Below are 19186 nucleotides of genomic sequence, written 5' to 3' on the forward strand. Positions count from 1 at the left end.
GATCCGGGCGCGGGCGGTGGGTGACGGGGAGGGGCGGTGGGTGACGGGGGAGGGGATCAGGGGACGAGCAGGGTGCGCAGCGCCTCGCCACTGGCCAGGGCGTCCAGGGCGTGGCCGGCCTCGTCGAGCGTCGTGCGCCTGCTGACGAGCTGATCGAGCTGCAGGTGGCCGTCCATGTAGCGGTCGACCAGCGCCGGGATGTCGATGGCGGGGCGGACGCTTCCGTAGTTGGACCCGAGGATCCGCTGGTCGGCCTCGGCCAGGACAAGCGGGTCGAACCGGGCGAGCGTGCCCTTGGGCGGCAGGCCCACGGCCACCGCCGCGCCGCCCAGGCCGAGCATCTGGATCGCCGACTCCAGCGTGGCCTGGTGGCCGACGGCGTCGAAGGCGTAGTCGACGCCGTCCGGCAGCAGGTCGCGCAGCGCCTCGGGGCCGGTCGCGCCGGCGCCGGAGAGCTGGTCGGTGGCCCCGAGCGTCATCGCGAGCGCCGTCTTCTCGGCACGGGTGTCGATCGCGACGATCCGCTCGGCCCCGGCCAGCTTGGCGCCCTGGACGACGGAGAGCCCGACCCCGCCGCAGCCGATGACGACGACCGTGCTGCCGGGCAGGACGGCGGCCGTGTTGGTCACCGCGCCGACGCCGGTGGCCACCGCGCAGCCGACCAGGGCCACGGTGTCCAGCGGGGCGTCCTCGCGGATCTTGACGGCGCCGGACGCCGGCACCACGGCCTCCTCCGCGAAGGAGGACACCCCGAGGTAGTGGTAGAGGGTCTCCCCGTTCCGGCTCAGCCTGCTGGTGCCGTCCTGGAGGACGCCTCCGGGCGCGACCACGGTCGCCGCGACCTGACAGCGCGCCTCGTGCCCGGACCGGCAGTACCGGCATCGCCCGCACGGGGCGACCCAGGACAGGACGACGTGGTCGCCCTCCGCGAGACTGGTCACCCCCGGGCCGAGCTCGGTCACCACGCCGGAGCCCTCGTGCCCCATCACCAGGGGGAGCGGGACGTCCCATTCGCCGCGGCGTACGTGCAGGTCCGAGCCGCAGACCCCGGCCGCGGCGATCTTCACGCGGACCTCGCCCGGACCCGGAGGGGCGAGCTCCACCTGCTCGACCCGGACGGGCCGGTCGGCGGATTCGAATACCGCGGCGCGCATACTGCTCCCTTCCTCGGGGCCCGGGGAACAGCCCTGCCGTCACCCGGTGTTACTGAAACAGGGTTCAGGCTAGGGACGCGGGCGTCGCCGCGGCAGCTGGCCAAATGTCCATCCACCTGCGATCAGTGCGCCGATCCGATACTTCGCGCCGATCGCGGGGCGATGTCACGGTGACACTGCGTCAGTTCCGCGACGGGATGTCGCGTGCTCCGGAGAGGGGAGATGCCGGGTGCTGGAGACGGCGGGCGACATCGCGCAGCGGTTCCGGCTGCGCGTGCCGACGGGGACGACGGGCCTGGATCGCCCCATCCGCTGGACGCACATATCCGAGCTGGCCGATCCGACGCCCTGGCTGCGCGGCGGCGAGATGATCCTCACCCTCGGCCTGGAGCTGGACAGGGCCGGCGACCCGGCGGCGTACGCGGCGAGGCTGGCCGAGGCGGGGGTGGCCGCGCTCGGCTTCGGCATCGGGGTGCGCCACCCGTCCGTCCCCCCGGCGCTGGTCGAAGGCGCCGCAGAGCACGGCATGGCCGTGCTGGAGATCCCCGGCGCCGTGGCGTTCCAGGACATCACCTATCACGTCAACGCCGACCTGCTGCGGACCGGAGCCGCGGAGGCGCGGCTGATCGCCGAGGGCGTCTCCAGCATGACGATGGTGGCGCGCAGCGCCGGGGCGCAGGGGGTCGTGGCGACGCTCGCCGCGCGCATCGAGAGCTGGGCCGTGCTGCTGGACCGGCACGGAAAGATCCACGCGGCCGTGGGCGCCGCACGGGTCCACATCGACGACGCCCGGGCCGCGGCGCTCGGTCAGCGTTCCCGCATCCGGCACCCCGCCCTGACCGTGTACGGCGTGGGCGACCCGGTCCGGCCCCGTGCCCACCTCGTGGTCGCGCCCCGCCCGGACCGGATCACGCTGACCCGGAAGCTGGCGCAGCATGCCGCGCTCCTGCTCGACCTCGCCCTCAACCCCTTGAGCGGTGGCGACACATGGGGTCTGGCCCGGGCCGACGCGGTGGACGCGCTGATGTCGGGCGATCCCGCGCTCGTCGCGCGGGTGTCGGCCCGCTGGAATCTCCTCGCCGGGAACGTCGCCGTCGCGCTGCTGCGCTCGCGGTCGCGTGCCGTCCCGTTGGAGGACAACGTGCTGGAGTGGTGCGCGGAGCTGGATCTGCCTCCGCTGGTCAGCTCGGAGTCGTCCCAGGTCACCGTGTTGCTGCCGGAGGACGAGCTGGGGCGGTGGACCGCGCGGGTGTCCGACGCGGTCGAGCGGGAGGGCGTCCCGGCGCGGTGCGGCATCGGCACTCCTCAGCCGCCGGTCTCCGGCCTGCTCAGCAAACGGCAGGCCGAGCAGGCGCTCGCGGTGGCCGTGGCGGACGCCCGGCCCGTGGTCGAGTTCGCCGGGCTGCCGACCCAGCGGCTGATCCTTCAGCACCTCGACCCGGCCGCGCGCGGGGCGCTCACCTCCCCGCTCCTGCCGCTGCTGGACAACGAGTCCACCCTGGTCCTGCTCCGCTCGCTGCGGGTCTTCCTGAGCGAGAACAGCAGCTGGGAAGCGGCGTCCTCGCAGCTCGGCATCCACCGGCACACGCTGCGCCAGCGCATGGCACGGGTGGAGGAGCTGACCGGGCTGTCGGTCTCCGTGACCGAGGACCGCGTCATCGCCTGGCTCGCACTCCAGGCGCTCCAGCTCGGCGACGCACCGTCCTAAAGAGTGCGGCTTACGGCGCCGTGCTCGGGCCGGCGACCGCCCGGCAGGACCAGGTGCGTCAGGCGGGGGCGGGGACGCCGGCGGGCCAGGCCACCCCGAGCTTGCGCTCGAACGCCCGCATGAGCTGGTCGGAGCACTCCTGCTGGGCGGTCACCGTCCCCGCGCCCTTGCGGCACTCGGTGTAGGCGTTGAGCTCGTCGGAGAAGTAGAGCTGGAATCCCGTCGTCACCAGTCCCAGGACGAGCGCGAGTGACGAGAGCACGACGGCCCCGGTCGCCATCCCGATCCCGCGTCGTTCCCGGTTCAGCAGACGCAGGTCGTGGATCGCGATGACGATCGCGAAAATCGACAGCGCCAGCCCGGCGGCCGGAAGCATCAGGGTGAACACCAGCGCCATGAGGGCGAGGACGAGAGCCCTGCGCCCTCCGGTCACATTGGCCGGCGTCTGTAGGGGTGTAGTCACGGTCTCCTCGCCTCGCGTTCCGCATAGCCCGTCGTCAGTCGTGATGGCCGGCGCCCGATACGCTTTAGCTGCGTCGAGGGACGGCCCTCCACGCTCGACCACTCTCTAAGGAACCATCTCCCGGCAATCACCTGCAAAACGAAGGCAGCTCACGAAGGAGTTCCGCCCTGTCGTTCCGGCTCGTCGTCCTCGTCTCGGGTTCGGGGACCAACTTGCAAGCCTTGCTGGACGCGGCCACAGACGACGCGTTCGGCGCGACCGTCGTGGCCGTCGGGGCCGACCGTACCGGCATCGAGGGCCTGATCCGGGCCGAGCGTGCCGGCGTCCCCACATTCGTCGAGAGGGTGGACGACCACCCCGACCGGGAGAAGTGGGACGAGAGTCTGGCCGAGCGCATCGCCGAGCACAAGCCCGACCTGGTGGTCTCCGCCGGGTTCATGAAGATCCTCGGTCCTCGCGTGCTGGGCGCGTTCCCGGTCGTCAACACCCACCCGGCGCTGCTGCCCGCCTTCCCCGGCGCGCACGCGGTGCGTGACGCCCTCGCGTACGGCGTCCGCGTCACCGGCTGCACGGTCCACCTCGTCGACGCGGGCGTGGACACCGGCCCGGTGATCGCCCAGGAGGCGGTGGCCGTACGGGAGGGGGACGACGAGGAGTCGCTGCACGAGCGCATCAAGGGCGTCGAGCGCGGCCTTCTCGTCGAGACGGTGGGCCGCATGGCCCGCGAGGGCTGGACCCTGACCGGGCGGACCGTCCGCCTCGGGCCGGGACGAGTCGCAGGAGAGGCCGGACACGGCCCGACACCAGGAAGGACGACGAAGTGACCCGCATCGCCATCCGCCGTGCGCTGATCACCGTTTACGACAAGACGGGTCTCGAAGACCTGGCGCGGGGGCTCGAGGCCGCGGGCGTGGAGATCGTGTCGACCGGCGGCACCGCCGCCGCGATCGCCTCCTACGGCGTGCCGGTCACGAAGGTGGAGTCGCTCACCGGATTCCCCGAGTGCCTGGACGGACGGGTCAAGACCCTCCACCCGAGGGTCCACGCCGGGCTGCTCGCCGACGGCGCCAACCCCTCCCACGTCAAGCAGCTGGAGGAGCTGGAGATCGACGCGTTCCAGCTCGCGGTGGTGAACCTGTATCCCTTCGCCGCCACGGTCGCCTCCGGCGCCTCCGACGCCGAGTGCGTCGAGCAGATCGACATCGGCGGTCCCGCGATGATCCGCGCCGCCGCCAAGAACCACGGCACGGTGGGCGTGGTCGTCGACCCCGCGGCGTACGGCGAGGTCCTGGCCGCGGTCGCCGAGGGCGGCTTCACGCTGACCGAGCGCAGGAGGCTGGCCGCCACGGCGTACGCCCACACCGCCGCCTACGACGTCGCGGTCGCGTCCTGGTTCGCGAACGTGTACGCCCCCGAGGGCGACTGGCCGTCCTTCATGGGCGCGGCGTGGAAGCGCAAGGCCGCGCTGCGGTACGGCGAGAACCCGCACCAGGGAGCGGCCCTCTACACCGGCGGCGAGGACGGCCTGGCCAACGCCGAGCAGCTCCACGGCAAGGAGATGTCCTACAACAACTACGTCGACGCCGACGCGGCCTGGCGGGCCGCCTGGGACTTCGGCGAGCCGTGCGTGGCCATCATCAAGCACGCCAACCCCTGCGGCATCGGGGTGGGCGCCGACGTGGCCGAGGCGCACCGCAAGGCGCACGAGTGCGACCCGGTCTCCGCGTACGGCGGAGTGATCGCGGTGAACCGCGAGGTGACCCGCGCGCTGGCCGAGCAGATCGCGCCGATCTTCACCGAGGTGGTGGTCGCGCCGTCGTTCGCGGCGGACGCGCTCGAGGTGCTCAGGGAGAAGAAGAACATCCGCCTGCTCGCCTGCCCGCAGGGGCCGTCGAACGCCGCCGAGTCCCGCCGTATCGACGGCGGCCTGCTCGTGCAGACGGTCGACCGGGTGGACGCGCCCGGCGACGACCCCTCCACGTGGGAGCTCAAGACCGGCGAGGCGGCCTCGCCCGAGGTGCTCGCCGACCTGGCCTTCGCCTGGCGGGCCTGCCGTTCGGTGAAGTCCAACGCGATCCTGCTCGCCTCCGGCGGCGCGACCGTCGGCGTCGGCATGGGCCAGGTCAACCGGGTCGACTCGGCCCGGCTGGCGGTGTCCCGCGCGGGTGAGCGCGCGGCCGGTTCGGTCGGCGCCTCCGACGCCTACTTCCCGTTCCCGGACGGCCTGCAGGTGCTGGCCGAGGCCGGGGTGAAGGCGATCGTCGAGCCGGGCGGCTCGATCCGCGACGACGCGGTCATCGAGGCGGCCAAGGAGGCGGGCATCACGCTCTACTTCACCGGGACCCGGCACTTCTTCCACTGATCGGGAAGTCCGGACGTACCACCAGGGAGGGGCGGCCGCTGGGATGGATGGGGCGAAAACGGCACGATCACCCCTACGGGGCGGTTAGCCTGAATCGCTCTCACCCCATCCTCTCCCCGGAGCCCCTCCATGCCCCTTGATACGATCATGAGCTCCTTCGCGACGATGAACGGCGTGTGGAACAGCCCCATCGCGCTGCTGCCCATCGCCGCCCTGGCCGCCTACTTCGGCTGGCGAATCGTGGAGTTCATCCCCTTCACCCGGCGGATCATCGAGCGCCGCGAGGGGGGACGGTAACGCACCTGGAAGGACGGGAAGTGCCATGACCGCGCGGGTTCTGGACGGCAAGGCGACCGCCGCCAAGATCAAGAACGAGCTGGCGGAGCGGGTGAAGGCCCTGGCGGCCCGGGGGATCACCCCCGGTCTGGGCACGATCCTGGTCGGTGACGACCCGGGCAGCCAGATCTATGTCGGGGGCAAGCACCGCGACTGCGCGGAGGTCGGCATCACCTCCATCCGCAAGGACCTGCCGGAGAGCGCCACCCAGGCGGACGTGGAGGCCGCGGTCGACGAGCTGAACGCCGACCCGGCCTGCACGGGCTACATCGTCCAGCTGCCGCTGCCGCGTCACCTGGACACGCAGGCGCTCATCGAGCGCATGGACCCGGCCAAGGACGCCGACGGCCTCCACCCCGTCAACCTGGGCAGGCTCGTGCACATGGTCGACGCCCCGCTGCCGTGCACCCCGCGCGGCATCGTGGTCCTCCTCCAGGAGTACGGCGTGCCGCTCAAGGGCGCCGAGGTCGTCGTGGTCGGCCGGGGCATCACGGTGGGCCGGCCGCTGGGCCTGCTCCTCACCCGCCGGGCGGAGAACGCCACCGTGACGCTCTGCCACACCGGCACCCAGGACCTGGCGTCCCACGTGCGCCGGGCGGACATCGTCGTCGCGGCGGCCGGGGTGCCCCACCTCGTGACCGCCGAGATGGTCAGGCCCGGCGCGGCCGTGCTCGACGTGGGCGTCTCCAGGGTCGACGGGAAGCTCACCGGCGACGTCGCCCCCGACGTACGCGAGGTCGCCGGCTTCGTCGCCCCCAACCCCGGCGGGGTGGGGCCGATGACCCGGGCCATGCTGCTGGCCAACGTCGTCGAGGCCGCCGAGCAGCGCTGATCCGCCGGACCTGCCCGGCCGGTCCTCCCGCGGCTCCTCGCCGCGGGGGTGGCGGCCGGGCCGAGTCCGCCGATCACGGGATGTACAGGTACCAGCGGCCGTTCCGCAGGAAGCAGTACGAGCGGGGATACACCTCCATCTGGGGCACGCAGTAGCGCAGGTCCCAATAGGGGCCGTAGACGCCCGACGTGGTGGTGGAAGCGGCGGCGGAAGTGGTGGTGGACGCCGGCGGTGTCGCCGCCTGCGCGGCGGTGGCGGGGACGGCGAGAGCGGACAGGACGAGGGCGGCACCCGCGGCCGCGCGGCGGAACGTGTTCGCAGTGAAATTCATGGATCGAACAGTAGGAACGGCGCCCCGCGCCGTCGTCAAAGCTGCCTTTGATCCGGCGTCCGCCGCCGGGCGGATTTCGCGGCGCCGGCACGTCCTCCCCTCGGCGCGCCGGCGTCGGCCAGAGAGGGCAGGGGCGGATGCCGCCGGTCCGCGTCAAGCCCGATCCAAGAATCGGAATCCCGGCTGCTGACCCGATAAATCATGACATATCGTCACTGTGTGTGAGCTATCGGACGCGAAACGCGCATGGTCTGCGGTCTCGGGTCCCGGGACTGGCGGCCTGGGCCGCGCTGCTGATCGGCGTCCTGGACATCGTCAGGGGCCTGGTGCCGAGCCTGCGCGCGAGCAGGATCGGCGAGATCGCGAGCGTCCTGCCGGGCGCCGTCACGACGCTCGCCGAGACGGCGTCGCTGCTGGTCGGCATCCTGCTGATCATGCTCGCCCACGCCCTCAGACGGCGGAAGGCGCGGGCCTGGCGCGCGGTCGTGGTGCTGCTGCCGGTGGACGCCGCGATCGAGGGGCTGCGCTGGCGGCACCCTGTCGCGGCATCGGTGTCGCTGCTCCTGTTCGCGGTGCTGGTCGCCGGCAAGGGGGAGTTCTACGCCCTGTCCGACCCGCGCTCCCGCTGGCGGGCCCTGTGGAACCTGCTGACGCTCGGCGCGGTCGACGTCGTGATCGGATGGATCCTCCTCGCCTCCCATCGTCGTACGGTCGCCGGTCACCCGGGTTTCGGCGACCAGATCCGGCACGTCGTGCTCGGTCTTGTCGGCGTCGAGGGGCCGGTCGTGTTCACGTCCGAGCGCGCCGGCGACCTCGTCTACTTCTCACTCGCCGGGCTCGGCGCGCTCACCGCCGTCACCACGATCTACCTGGCCCTGCGGCCGGAACGGCCGGTCGCGGCGCTCAGCGAGGACGACGAACGGCGCCTGCGCGCCCTGCTCGACCGGTACGGCCGGCAGGACTCGCTCGGATACTTCGCGCTCCGCCGGGACAAGAGCGTGATCTTCTCGCCCAGCGGCAAGGCCGCCGTCGCCTACCGCGTCGTCGCGGGGGTGATGCTGGCCGGCGGCGACCCGATCGGCGACCCGGAGGCCTGGCCCGGCGCGATCAGGCGGTTCCTTGAGGAGGCCAGGCGGCACGCGTGGGTTCCGGCCGTCGTCGGGTGCGGCGAAGCGGGCGGCGAGGCGTGGACGAGAGAGGGCGACCTCGACGCGCTGGAGATCGGGGACGAGGCCGTCGTGGACGTCACCGGCTTCACCCTGGAAGGCCGGGCCCTGCGCAACGTACGTCAGATGGTCAAGCGGGTGGAGCGCCTCGGCTACACCTGCCGGGTGCGGCGGGCCGGGGACCTGAGCGAGGCGGAGCGTGAGCACATCGGCGACGTGGCCGACCTCTGGCGCGGCACCGAGACCGAGCGGGGCTTCTCGATGGCGCTCGGCAGGTTCGGCGACCCCGCCGACGCCGGCTGCCTGGTGGTCACGGCCCACCGGGCGGCCACGCCGGAGGAGGAACAGACGCCGGGTGGGGACATCCGGGCCGTCCTGCGTTTCGTGCCCTGGGGGGCCGACGGCATCTCCCTCGACCTCATGCGGCGCGACCGCGAGGCGGACCCCGGGCTCAACGAGCTGCTGATCGTGCGGGCCCTGCAGGCCGCGCCGGACTTCGGCGTGACCAGGGTGTCGCTGAACTTCGCGATGTTCCGCTCCGCGCTGGCGCGGGGGGAGCGGCTGGGGGCGGGACCGGTGCTGCGCGCCTGGCGCGGCGTCCTCGTCTTCCTGTCCCGCTGGTTCCAGATCGAGTCGTTGTACCGCTTCAACGCCAAGTTCCGGCCGGTGTGGGAGCCGAGATTCCTGGTCTACCCGGCCGCCCGCGATCTGCCGCGCATCGGCGTCGCCGCGCTCCGGGCGGAGGCCTTCCTCACGCCGCCGGGCCTCCGGTGGGCGGGTGGCCTGCTCCGCCGCCGGCGGACTTCCGTGCCCCGGCTCCTCCCCGACGCCGCCGTCGGCGGGAACAGCGGCCCGGACGGCGCGCCGGAGAGCCGTAGAACGGCCTGACCGCGCCCCCCGCGGGCGAGAGGAGAGCCGGCGCCCGTCCGGTGCACGGCCGGCGGGCCTACCCGCAGACGCCGGGGAGGTCGCAGAGCTTGGCGGCCATCGTGCGGGCGTCCTTGACCAGCGGACGGAACTGGGAGACCGGGAGGCTCTTGGTCACCAGGCCGGTCCTGACGTAGACCGCCACCGCGCTGCCCCTGCGGACGATGACCGAGCGGGACCGGCTCTCGAAGAAGAAGCCGCCGACCCGGAGGGCCTCGTCACCGACGCCGGTGCTCTTCCAGCGGTACGAGTAGCGGTCGTGGCCGCGGCCCCCCGTGCCGCACCGGGCCAGGTCGGCGCGTACGGACCGCATGGCCGCCTTCGCGGCCCGCTCCGACGGGTAGAGCACGACCTGCTCGCTCCGGTAGACGGTCTCCGCCAGGTAGGTGAACGTGCGGCTCGCGCCGCGCCCGTCGTGGGCGGCCCTGTGGCCGCACGGGTTCACCTCGAGGGGCTTCGTCAGGCTGTCGGTGAGTTTCAGGTGCTCCCACGGCCTGCGCGGACCGTCCACCTTGGCCTCGTCCAGCAGGAACCCCTTGGGCAGCTTCGCCGGGGCCGCCGCCGGCGCCGCCGGAGCGGCGACCGTTCGCCCCGCATCGGTTCCGGTCACCGCCGCGGCCGCCTGCCAGGTGCCCGCCAAAGGGCCTGCCACGGTGCCTGCCACGGTGCTCGTCACGGTGCCGACCACGGCCACCGCCGCAATCGCCGCCAAAGATTTCAGAATTCCGCGCATCGCGCGCCCCCCCTGCCGGTCGGTTGTCGTTCCGTTCGACGGGGCTTTCGCGCTCTTTGTTCGGCACGTTATGCCGCCCGAGCTTCATCCGAACTCGGGCGGCGGGAAATGCGGGGTCCCGTGGCCGTACGTCGGCACGGGCCGTGGGAACGCTCCAGCGGCCGCCGGGGGTGGGACGGCTCCGATTCCCGGCGGCCGGTGGGGTGCGGCTTCAGGACGCCCGGCGGCCCGCGGGGGTCCGCGGCTGCGGTTCCGGCTCGGCCGGACCGCCGGCCCGCTGCGGCGGGACGACCGGCGTGGGCCGCACCAGGCCGAGGGCGACGACCTCGTTGGCGAGCCGGGTGCGCCGGTTGGTGCCCTCCGGGATGCGGAACTTCTGGTACAGCCGCAGCAGGTGCTGCTTGACCGCCGCCTCGGTCACCACGAGGTCGTCGGCGATCTCCCGGGCCGTCGCGGGCGCGACGAACGCCTCGTCGGACAGCGCGGGGCGGCACAACGACGTGAGCACGTCGACCTCCCGGCGGGTGAGCTCCGGCGCGGCGGCGCGGCGCAGCTCGACCTCGGGAGCGAGGTCCTCCCGCGGGATCCCGCCGACCCGGGCCCGGGCGGCCCCGAAGGAGACGACATCGCCGTCGTCCAGGACCCTCCTGGCGATCGGCCTGCCGTTCACTCGTGTGCCGTTGCGGGACAGGCCCAGGTCCACGACGTACAGGTAGGGCCCGCGACGGACGAATTCGGCGTGCAGCCGTGACACGCTCGGATCCGTCAGCCGGATGTCCACGCCCCGGCCGCGGCCGATCGTGGTGACGTCGGGGCGCAGCGGCACCACCTCGCCGCTGTCCTCGATCCGTATGAACGGCCCCTCCACGGCAGTTCCTCCCCAGGTAGCCCGCCGTTACTTTCCCTATAGCTGCGGCTTACCCACCCGTGGCGAGGGGGAATCGCCTTTGCCGCGAGCAGAATCATTCCTGAAATTGGTCTGGACCTTTGAGAGGTGCTTTACCTGCTCACGGGTAGACTTCGCACGGAGATAAGCGGAGGAAACACCCATGGCGGACAAGCCCACCAAAGGCCTCGCCGATGTCGTCGCCGCATCCACAGCGATCAGCGACATCGACGGCAAGGCCGGTCGTCTCTTCTACCGGGGATACGACATCCACGACCTGGCCGGCCACGCGACGTTCGAAGAGGTGGCCCACCTGCTCCAGCGCGGCACTCTGCCGACCCGCGAGCAGCTCGCCGGCTACGGCGCGGAACTGGTCGCAGGCCGCGCCCTGGGTGCGCTCGCCGAGGGCAACATCTCCGAGATCGCGGCGAAACAGGCGCCCATGGAGGCGCTGCGCACGCTGGTCTCCCTGGCCGGCGCCGACGACCCGGACAAGGATTCCAACGCCGCCGACGCCAACCGCCGCAAGGCCGCCAGGCTCACGGCCCAGCAGCCCGTCCTCGTCGCCCGCTATCACGCGGCCAGGACGGGAGCGGACATGCCGGAGCCCGATCCAGAGCTGAGCACGGCCGCGAACTTCCTGCTGCAGATCACCGGCCGCCGCCCCGAACGGCGCGAGGTCGAGATCTTCGACACCTGTCTGGTGCTGCACGCCGACCACACGATGAACGCCTCCACCTTCGCCGCCCGTGTGTGCGCCGCGACGCTGTCCGACATGCACTCGGCGATCGTCGCCGCCATCGGCACGCTCAAGGGTCCCCTCCACGGAGGCGCGAACGAGCAGGTCATGCGTACGCTGGAAGCGCTGGACCCACGCGGCGTCGCCCAGGCCGTGCGGGACAAGCTGGCGGCGGGCGAGAAGATCATGGGATTCGGGCACCGCGTCTACAAGACCGAGGACCCCCGGGCGACGCACCTGCGGCGGATGTCGCAGGAGCTGGCCGAGGCCTCGGGCGACGACACCTACTTCCGGATGTCCCGGGAGATGGAGGAGGTCGTCCTCGCGGACAAGCACCTGTACCCGAACGTGGACTTCTACGCGGCGACCGTCTACCACTATCTCGGCATCCCGACGGACCTGTTCACGCCCGTGTTCTCGGTCAGCCGGATGTCCGGGTGGACCGCCCACGTGATCGAGCAGCACGCCGACAACCGGCTGATCCGGCCGGACAGCGAGTACATCGGCGAGCGCGACCGGAAGTGGGCGCCCATCGACGAGCGGTGACAGGGAGGCGCCGAGGACCGCAGTGGCAGGCATGGGAGAGACGTGACAACGAGTGAGAGCACGGCCTGGGGGCCGTGGCTGCTGGTGGCGGCGGGTGCCGCCGCGGGGCTGGGGGCGATCGGCCTGGGTGTGCCGGCGCCCGCGGGTGGTGCGATCATGGGATTCGGCTTTCTCTTCGGATCCCTGATCCGGGTGACGGTCTCCGACCGCCGGGCGGGCGCGCTCGCGGTGCGCGGCAGGCGGATGGACGCGCTCACACTGGCGGCGTTCGGCGCGGCGCTCGTCATCGGCTCGCTGCTCATGCTGCTGCGGCTGCACGACTCGTAGGGACACGACCTCGTCGCGGACTTACCCACACCCGTCCGATAGCCTCAACGGCCAGTGAGCCTCAAAAAGGACGTGCTGGCCAGTTAATTCAGAAGGGGAACCCCACGCATGCCCAAGATCAAGGTAGCGGGCCCGGTCGTCGAGCTCGACGGCGACGAGATGACCCGGATCATCTGGCAGTTCATCAAGGACCAGCTGATCCTTCCCTACCTCGACGTCGACCTGAAGTACTACGACCTCGGCATTGAGCACCGCGACGCCACCGACGACCAGGTCACGATCGACGCCGCCAACGCCATCAAGCAGTACGGCGTGGGCGTGAAGTGCGCGACCATCACGCCGGACGAGGCCCGGGTCGAGGAGTTCGGCCTGAAGAAGATGTGGAAGTCCCCGAACGGGACCATCCGCAACATCCTCGGCGGTGTCATCTTCCGCGAGCCGATCATCATGTCGAACATCCCGCGGCTCGTGCCCGGCTGGACCAAGCCGATCGTCGTCGGCCGTCACGCCTTCGGCGACCAGTACCGCGCCACCGACCTGAAGATTCCCGGCGAGGGCACGCTGACGCTGACGTTCACGCCGAAGGACGGCAGCGAGCCGATCGAGCTCAACGTCTTCGACTTCCCCGGCTCCGGCGTCGCCCTGGCGATGTACAACCTGGACGAGTCGATCCGCGACTTCGCCCGCGCCTCGATGCGGTACGGCCTCAACCGCGGTTACCCGGTCTACCTGTCGACCAAGAACACGATCCTCAAGGCGTACGACGGCCGGTTCAAGGACATCTTCGCCGAGGTCTACGAGAGCGAGTTCAAGGCCGACTTCGAGGCCGCCGGGATCACCTACGAGCACCGCCTGATCGACGACATGGTGGCCGCCTCCCTGAAGTGGGAGGGCGGATACGTGTGGGCCTGCAAGAACTACGACGGCGACGTCCAGTCGGACACGGTGGCGCAGGGCTTCGGCTCGCTCGGCCTCATGACCAGCGTGCTCATGACCCCCGACGGCCGCACCGTCGAGGCCGAGGCGGCGCACGGCACGGTGACCCGGCACTACCGCCAGCACCAGCAGGGCAAGCCGACCTCCACCAACCCGATCGCCTCGATCTTCGCGTGGACCCGCGGCCTGCAGCACCGCGGCAAGCTCGACAACCAGCCCGAGGTCATCGACTTCGCCGAGAAGCTGGAGCAGGTCTGCGTCGAGACCGTCGAGGGCGGCCAGATGACCAAGGACCTCGCGCTCCTGGTCGGCGGCGACGCCGAGTGGCTGACCACGCAGGACTTCCTCGCGGCGCTCGACGAGAACCTCAAGAAGAAGATGGCGCAGTAACGCCCCTTCATCGGCGGGGGCCGTCCGGAGTCGTTCCGGACGGCCCCTTTCCCGTTACCTTCGGGTACGGACCGCTCGCCGCTTTGTCATGACTTCCTGACGTCACGGCGCGGTATCAGGCCGCGGAACCGTCGTGCCGGGGCCGTAAAGTTCTGCTGGCCGGTACTTTGCCGAATCGTGGGGAACGGGGATGCCGCAGATCGCGCCGCTACAACCGGGGGATCCGACCAGGCTCGGTCCCTTCGTGCTGTCCGGCCGTCTGGGCGAGGGCGGGCAGGGTGTGGTCTACCACGGCCAGGACCAGGCCGGCGGACGGGCGGCGGTCAAGCTGCTGCACGTCAAGTTCTCCGGTGACGCGACCGCCAGGTCCCGCTTCGCCCGGGAACTGCGCGCCGCCCAGCGAGTGGCGAGCTTCTGCACCGCCCGGGTGCTGGCGGCCGACCTTGAGGGCGACACGCCGTACATCGCGAGCGAGTTCATCGACGGGCGGTCGCTGCGCGACACCGTCGAGGCGGACGGGCCGCTGACCGGCTCGGGCCTGGAGCGGCTGGCGGTCGGCACGGCCACCGCGCTCACCGCGATCCACCAGGCGGGCATCGTCCACCGCGACTTCAAACCGGACAACGTGCTGCTGGCCGTGGACGGCCCCCGGGTGGTGGACTTCGGCATCGCCCGCATCCTCGACTCGACCGCCACGATCACCAGCCGGGCGATCGGCACGCCGGCGTACATGGCGCCCGAGCAGATCTCCGGCGGCAAGGTCGGGCCCCCGGCCGACGTCTTCTCCTGGGCCGCGACGATCGCGTACGCCGCGACCGGGGACGTCGTCTTCGGCGGGACCTCGATCGCGGTCGTGCTCAACCGCATCCTCAACCACGACATCGACACCCGCATGCTGCCCGAGCCGCTCGGCGGGGTGGTCCGGGCATGCCTGCGCAAGTCGCCGGACGAGCGGCCGACGGCCGACCAGATCCTGCTGAGCCTGCTGGGCCGTGCGGCGTCGGGCGACGCGTCGGCGGTCGTGCTGTCGGAGGGGGCCGCCCACGCGGCCGACCCCGACGCCACGCGGTTCGCGCGCACGGGTCCGGGCCGCGTCACGGCGACCGGCGCGGGCCCGCTGCCGCCCGGTGGCGTACGCACCGGGAACCACGTGCCGACCGGGAACGCCGCGTGGACCGGCGCCTGGACCGGGACGGTGGGACAGGCGGGCACCATCGGTAACGACGTGCCGGCCGGGGCGTCCCCGGCATTCCGCCCGTCTCCCGGCCCCACCGACCCGAGGCTCGCCGGGCCCGCGATGGCGGGTGCCACGCCACTCGGAGCCGGGCCGATCGGGGGCGAACCTGCCGGGACCGGGCCTGCCGGGGCCGGGCCGGTGCGGCGCCGCCGGAAGGGCCCTCTCATCGGCGCGATCGCGGCCGCGCTCGCCGTCGTGGCCGCCGCGGGCGCCATTCTGGCCGCCAAGACCGGCTTCGCGTTCGGCGGGGGGCCCGCGGACAGCGGCACCGGCGACGCCACCGTCGCGTCGCGCTCCCCGCGCCCGAGCACGACGTACGCCTCGGTGTACGAGAAGGCGCTGAAGACCAGGCGGCTGACGATCGGCGTGCGGGGAGACGTCCCCGGGGTCGCCCTGCAGCAGTCGACCGGGTTCAGCGGGTTCGACGTGGACGTCGCCACGTCCATCGCCAGAAGCCTCAATGTCCCCGCGAAGGGGATCACCTTCCGCAGGGTGGGCGTCGGCGACCGGGTGCGGTCGCTGGCCGACGGCAGCGTGGACATGGTCGTGGCGACCTATTCCTACGACGACAACCGCGGCGACGCCGTCACCTTCGCCGGGCCGTACTACACGGCCCACGCCGACCTGCTCGTGCTCGCGGGCTCGCGCATCAAGAAGCTGGAGGACCTGGCCGGACGCCGGATGTGCGCGCCCAACGGCAGCAGCATCGCCCGGCTCGTCGCGGACAAGGCGGACGTCGAGCAGGTGCCGGTGGGCGACTACGCCGAGTGCATGAACCTGCTGACGCGAGGCGAGGTCGACGCGGTCCCCGGCGACGACCTGATCATCGCCGGCTTCGGCAACCGGGTGGCGAGCCTGAAGCTGTCGGTGCTCGGCCTGCGGCTGACCGACCAGCGCTACGCCGTCGGCCTGCCCAGGAAGGACGTGCGCACCTGCAAGGCCGTGGCCGACGCGATCGACCGCATGTACGACGACGGCACGATGCGTACCCTGCTGCGCAAGCACTTCGGCAACGTCGACTTCGACCCCGAGCGGGACGCGCCGCCTCCGCTCGCCTGCCGCTGAGCTCCCCGCCCGGCGGGGGAGAGGTCAGGCCCGGCGCCCGATCGCGGCGATGGCGTCGTTCGCCCACTGGAGGGTCGTGCGGGTCTGCCGGATGCCGAGGTCCAGGGCGAGGTTGCCGAACCTGACGCCGGTCGCCCCCTCGGGGACGGGCGAGGCGTGCTTGATCGCCCAGAGGGCCTCCAGTTCGGCCAGCTTGTGCTCCACGTACGCCTTCAGCCGCTCCAGGACGGCCAGCGCCTCCCCGGGGTCGAGCAGCGGGAGCAGGAACGCCTGGAGCGCGACCTCGTTGCGCGCCGGACCCGTGGGGTCGTGCCCGACCAGCCAGGAGCGCAGCTCCGCGCGGCCCTCCGGCGTGATCGCGTAGATCTTGCGCCCCCGTGCGCCCTCCGCCTCGACCGTCACCAGCCCGTCCGCGGTCATCTTCGCCAGCTCGGGATAGATCTGGCTGTGCCCGGCCTGCCAGACGTGGGCCACCGACTTCTCGAACGCCTTGGTCAGGTCGTAGCCGCTCGCCGAGCCGTATGCCGTCAGAAGACCGAGAAGAGCGATGCGCAGGGACATGCCCTCACTATATATCTGGGTTGACATGTCTATTCTTACATGTCACTTTCGACCTATGCGATCCAGAAACGGACTCCTCCTGTTCGCCGTGCTCGGCGGCATGTTCCTGGCGATGCTCGACCAGACGATCGTCGGCACCGCGCTGCCGAGGATCACCGCCGAGCTGGGCGGCACCGGCCTGTACACCTGGGTGGTGACCGCCTATCTCCTCACCTCGACCGTCACGGTCCCGCTGTACGGCCGGCTGTCCGACGCGTACGGGCGCAAGCCGCTCCTGCTGATCGGGGTGGTCCTGTTCCTGCTCGGCTCGATCCTGTCCGGGGCGGCGCAGAGCATGGGGCAGCTCATCGCCTTCCGCGGCGTCCAGGGGCTCGGCGCGGGCGCGCTGCTGCCGCTGTCGCTGGCACTGGTGATCGACCTGTTCCCGCCGGAGCGCAGCGGGCGGGTGCAGGGCGCGCTCGGCGGCGTGATGGCGCTGAGCTACATCGCCGGGCCGTTCCTCGGCGGGCTGTTCACCGACCACGCGAGCTGGCGCTGGGCCTTCTACGTCAACGTCCCGATCGGCGCCGTCCTGGTGGCCATCATCGTGTGGCGGCTGCCGTACCGGCCGGGGCACGGCGGGGCGCGGCCCGACTACCTGGGCATCGCCGTCTTCAGCGCCGCGATCAGCACGCTGCTCGTCGGCCTGACCGAGAAGGGGATCGACGGCCACACCTGGACGAGCGGGCCGGTCGCCTGGCCGATCGGCGCGTCGCTGGCGCTGCTCGTGGTGTTCGTCCTCGTCGAGCGGCGGGCCGCCGAGCCGATCGTGCCGCTCCATCTGTTCGCGAACGGCACGTACTCGCTGGTCAACGTCGCGTCGTTCTTCACGGCGTTCTGCATGTACGCCGGGGTGGTGTTCCTGCCGCGCTACTTCCAGGAGGCGCACGGCCTGAGCGCCACCTCCTCCGGGCTGCACATCTACCCGCTGATGCTGGCGATGGTCGTGGGCAGCGCGGTCACCGGCGCCCTGATCTCGCGTACGCGCCGCTACAAGCCGTGGCTGGTGATCGCGCCGTTCTTCCTGGTCGCGGGCACGGCGCTGTGCGCGAACCTCGCGGTCGGCACCTCGACCCCGATGCTCGTCGCGTGGATGGCGCTGATCGGGCTCGGGATGGGGCCCATGCTGTCCGGACTCACCGTGGCGATCCAGTCGGCCGTGCCGCCCCGGTACATCGGCACGGCCAGTGCGAACCTGACGTTCTTCCGGCAAATCGGCGGCTCGGTCGCGCTGGCCCTCGCCGGCACGGCGTACACGTCGGTGGTGACGAGGGAGGCCCCGGCGCACGGCCTGCCGGCGGCGCACGCCGCCGCGACCGCGACCGTCATCCCCTGGCTCGGGGTCGTGGGGGCGGTCGTCGCCCTCCTCGCGCTCGCGCTGCTGCCGCGGGGCGGGGTGCGGCTCGACCGGCCCGCACCCCAGCAGGACCTCGTCGCCGCCTGAGACGGGCGCGCGACGGGCGTGGGACGGGCGTGGGACTCCAGTTCAGCGGCGCTGTGCGCGGCGTGTCGGACGGTGCGCGGGGCACGTCCGGCACGGTTGAATTGATCTCAAGCGTTCGGGGGAGCGGCATGGGTCGTAGGGTCGTCACGGGGTTGGTCTGTGTGTTCGTCGCCGGAGTGCCGCAACCGGCGCTCGCCTTCTCCGGGGAGGCGCCCCGGCCGGTGCCGGTGAAGGAGCCGTCGCAGAATCCGTGGGGCGCGGCCGACCTCGAGGTCGGCATCACCGCCTCACCGAAGGTGGCGCAGCCGGGGCAGCCGTTGACCTACCACGTCACCGTGCACAACAAGGGCCCGGGGGACGCCGTGCTGCCGACCCTGCGGGTGCGGCTGCCCAGGGACTTCCAGGTCGTCAACGTCGGCGTGGCCGAGTGCGAGCCGGGCGGGGCGCGCAACCGGGTCGTCTGCCGCTCGTCCGACGACGTCCTGCCCGGTGGCTCGGGCGACATGACGATCACGGGGGTGATCGCGCCGGGCGCGCACGGCCCGCTGCGGGCGCGGGCCGACCTGACCTCCGAGGTGATCGACCAGGACGAGACCGACAACACGGCCGAGGCCGTGACCAGGGTCGACGAGGGGGCCGACCTGGCGATGCGGTTCCGCTCCTCGACCCGGTTCATCCGCCCGGGCCACTGGTTCTCCGTGCGGGCGGAGGTGCGCAACCGGGGGCCGCGGGTCGTGCGGGACGCCTACGTGTTCTTCCAGCCGCGCGAGGCCCGGCTGCTGTCCGCGAGGGGCGGGCGCTGCCGGGGGAACCGCCAGTTCGTTGGGTGCTCGCTGCCGCCGATCAGGTCGGGATCGCGCGGGCTGCTCGAACTGGTCTTCCGGGTGCCGTCCCGGGCCTCGCACGCCGTGGCCACGATGGCCACCGTCTATTCACGCCGCTACGGCGACCGCCGCCCGGCCAACAACAAGGCAAGCGTACGGGTGGCCCTGCGCCGCGCCTGA

The 19186-nt window shown here is 72.1% G+C and carries 18 protein-coding genes; 12 read left to right on the plus strand and 6 right to left on the minus strand.

The window, feature by feature from the left end; translation table 11 throughout:
• Positions 1–56: 56 nt before the first annotated feature.
• Positions 57–1154, minus strand: a complete 1098-nt coding sequence (locus AB0J39_RS17590) for a Zn-dependent alcohol dehydrogenase (RefSeq protein ID WP_363465601.1) — start codon at positions 1152–1154, stop codon at positions 57–59.
• Between the two features lie 229 nt (positions 1155–1383).
• On the opposite strand from AB0J39_RS17590, the gene AB0J39_RS17595 reads away from it, so the two are divergent.
• A complete protein-coding gene (locus AB0J39_RS17595; RefSeq protein ID WP_363465603.1) occupies positions 1384–2862 on the plus strand; it encodes a PucR family transcriptional regulator ligand-binding domain-containing protein in 1479 nt (492 codons plus the stop codon).
• 58 nt (positions 2863–2920) lie between these two features.
• Here the strand turns inward: AB0J39_RS17595 and AB0J39_RS17600 are convergent, their stop codons facing one another.
• Positions 2921–3325, minus strand: a complete 405-nt coding sequence (locus AB0J39_RS17600) for a hypothetical protein (protein WP_363465605.1) — start codon at positions 3323–3325, stop codon at positions 2921–2923.
• Positions 3326–3492: 167 nt separating this feature from the next.
• On the opposite strand from AB0J39_RS17600, the gene purN reads away from it, so the two are divergent.
• The 4 genes from purN to AB0J39_RS17620 all read left to right on the plus strand — a co-directional run bounded on the left by purN (position 3493) and on the right by AB0J39_RS17620 (position 6855).
• A complete protein-coding gene (purN, locus tag AB0J39_RS17605) occupies positions 3493–4149 on the plus strand; it encodes a phosphoribosylglycinamide formyltransferase (RefSeq protein WP_363465691.1) in 657 nt (218 codons plus the stop codon).
• The gene (gene purH, locus AB0J39_RS17610; RefSeq protein WP_363465607.1) at positions 4146–5687 is read left to right on the plus strand and encodes a bifunctional phosphoribosylaminoimidazolecarboxamide formyltransferase/IMP cyclohydrolase; all 1542 of its coding nucleotides are present in this window, start codon (positions 4146–4148) and stop codon (positions 5685–5687) included. The genes purN and purH overlap by 4 nt, the downstream gene beginning before the upstream one ends.
• A 129-nt stretch (positions 5688–5816) precedes the next feature.
• The gene (locus AB0J39_RS17615; protein ID WP_363465610.1) at positions 5817–5984 is read left to right on the plus strand and encodes a hypothetical protein; all 168 of its coding nucleotides are present in this window, start codon (positions 5817–5819) and stop codon (positions 5982–5984) included.
• Positions 5985–6009: 25 nt separating this feature from the next.
• The gene (locus AB0J39_RS17620; protein WP_363465612.1) at positions 6010–6855 is read left to right on the plus strand and encodes a bifunctional methylenetetrahydrofolate dehydrogenase/methenyltetrahydrofolate cyclohydrolase; all 846 of its coding nucleotides are present in this window, start codon (positions 6010–6012) and stop codon (positions 6853–6855) included.
• A 73-nt stretch (positions 6856–6928) separates the two neighbouring features.
• Here AB0J39_RS17620 and AB0J39_RS17625 read toward each other — a convergent pair whose 3' ends face one another.
• On the minus strand, positions 6929–7186 hold the full coding sequence (locus AB0J39_RS17625) for a hypothetical protein (RefSeq protein ID WP_363465614.1): 258 nt from the start codon (positions 7184–7186) through the stop codon (positions 6929–6931).
• Between the two features lie 221 nt (positions 7187–7407).
• On the opposite strand from AB0J39_RS17625, the gene AB0J39_RS17630 reads away from it, so the two are divergent.
• Entirely contained in the window at positions 7408–9240 is a 1833-nt protein-coding gene (locus tag AB0J39_RS17630) for a phosphatidylglycerol lysyltransferase domain-containing protein (RefSeq protein WP_363465617.1), read from the plus strand.
• 58 nt (positions 9241–9298) lie between these two features.
• On the opposite strand, the gene AB0J39_RS17635 is transcribed toward AB0J39_RS17630, so the two are convergent.
• On the minus strand, positions 9299–9991 hold the full coding sequence (locus AB0J39_RS17635; protein WP_363465620.1) for a hypothetical protein: 693 nt from the start codon (positions 9989–9991) through the stop codon (positions 9299–9301).
• A 232-nt stretch (positions 9992–10223) separates the two neighbouring features.
• Positions 10224–10880, minus strand: coding sequence for an FHA domain-containing protein (locus AB0J39_RS17640; protein WP_363465622.1), 657 nt, complete (start codon positions 10878–10880; stop codon positions 10224–10226).
• A 181-nt stretch (positions 10881–11061) separates the two neighbouring features.
• Here AB0J39_RS17640 and AB0J39_RS17645 point away from each other — a divergent pair, with 181 nt between their 5' ends.
• From AB0J39_RS17645 to AB0J39_RS17660, 4 genes are all read left to right on the plus strand, one after another.
• Positions 11062–12183 carry a citrate/2-methylcitrate synthase gene (locus tag AB0J39_RS17645; protein WP_363465624.1) on the plus strand — a complete coding sequence of 374 codons (1122 nt, stop codon included), beginning with the start codon at positions 11062–11064 and terminating at the stop codon, positions 12181–12183.
• Positions 12184–12225: 42 nt separating this feature from the next.
• Entirely contained in the window at positions 12226–12510 is a 285-nt protein-coding gene (locus AB0J39_RS17650; RefSeq protein ID WP_363465626.1) for a DUF3017 domain-containing protein, read from the plus strand.
• Positions 12511–12618: 108 nt separating this feature from the next.
• Positions 12619–13836: an NADP-dependent isocitrate dehydrogenase gene (locus AB0J39_RS17655; protein WP_363465629.1), complete on the plus strand. Its 1218-nt coding sequence runs from the start codon at positions 12619–12621 to the stop codon at positions 13834–13836.
• Positions 13837–14026: 190 nt separating this feature from the next.
• On the plus strand, positions 14027–16138 hold the full coding sequence (locus tag AB0J39_RS17660) for a transporter substrate-binding domain-containing protein (RefSeq protein WP_363465632.1): 2112 nt from the start codon (positions 14027–14029) through the stop codon (positions 16136–16138).
• Between the two features lie 24 nt (positions 16139–16162).
• Here the strand turns inward: AB0J39_RS17660 and AB0J39_RS17665 are convergent, their stop codons facing one another.
• Positions 16163–16699 (minus strand): PadR family transcriptional regulator, encoded by a 537-nt coding sequence (locus AB0J39_RS17665; protein ID WP_363465635.1) that lies wholly within the window; start codon positions 16697–16699, stop codon positions 16163–16165.
• A 55-nt stretch (positions 16700–16754) separates the two neighbouring features.
• Here AB0J39_RS17665 and AB0J39_RS17670 point away from each other — a divergent pair, with 55 nt between their 5' ends.
• On the plus strand, positions 16755–18182 hold the full coding sequence (locus tag AB0J39_RS17670) for an MDR family MFS transporter (RefSeq protein WP_363465638.1): 1428 nt from the start codon (positions 16755–16757) through the stop codon (positions 18180–18182).
• Positions 18183–18310: 128 nt separating this feature from the next.
• On the plus strand, positions 18311–19186 hold the full coding sequence (locus AB0J39_RS17675; RefSeq protein ID WP_363465640.1) for a DUF11 domain-containing protein: 876 nt from the start codon (positions 18311–18313) through the stop codon (positions 19184–19186).

The sequence above is a fragment of the Microbispora sp. NPDC049633 genome (assembly GCF_040675265.1).
GTDB lineage: Bacteria > Actinomycetota > Actinomycetes > Streptosporangiales > Streptosporangiaceae > Microbispora > Microbispora maris.

Bases quoted from the DNA above. Each gene is read 5' to 3' on its own strand.
- AB0J39_RS17590 (WP_363465601.1), bottom strand. From the start codon at position 1,154: ATGCGCGCCGCGGTATTCGAATCCGCCGACCGGCCCGTCCGGGTCGAG.
- AB0J39_RS17615 (WP_363465610.1), top strand. From the start codon at position 5,817: ATGCCCCTTGATACGATCATGAGCTCCTTCGCGACGATGAACGGCGTG.
- AB0J39_RS17620 (WP_363465612.1), top strand. From the start codon at position 6,010: ATGACCGCGCGGGTTCTGGACGGCAAGGCGACCGCCGCCAAGATCAAG.
- AB0J39_RS17625 (WP_363465614.1), bottom strand. From the start codon at position 7,186: ATGAATTTCACTGCGAACACGTTCCGCCGCGCGGCCGCGGGTGCCGCC.
- AB0J39_RS17645 (WP_363465624.1), top strand. From the start codon at position 11,062: ATGGCGGACAAGCCCACCAAAGGCCTCGCCGATGTCGTCGCCGCATCC.
- AB0J39_RS17655 (WP_363465629.1), top strand. From the start codon at position 12,619: ATGCCCAAGATCAAGGTAGCGGGCCCGGTCGTCGAGCTCGACGGCGAC.
- AB0J39_RS17660 (WP_363465632.1), top strand. From the start codon at position 14,027: ATGCCGCAGATCGCGCCGCTACAACCGGGGGATCCGACCAGGCTCGGT.
- AB0J39_RS17665 (WP_363465635.1), bottom strand. From the start codon at position 16,699: ATGTCCCTGCGCATCGCTCTTCTCGGTCTTCTGACGGCATACGGCTCG.
- AB0J39_RS17670 (WP_363465638.1), top strand. From the start codon at position 16,755: ATGCGATCCAGAAACGGACTCCTCCTGTTCGCCGTGCTCGGCGGCATG.
- AB0J39_RS17675 (WP_363465640.1), top strand. From the start codon at position 18,311: ATGGGTCGTAGGGTCGTCACGGGGTTGGTCTGTGTGTTCGTCGCCGGA.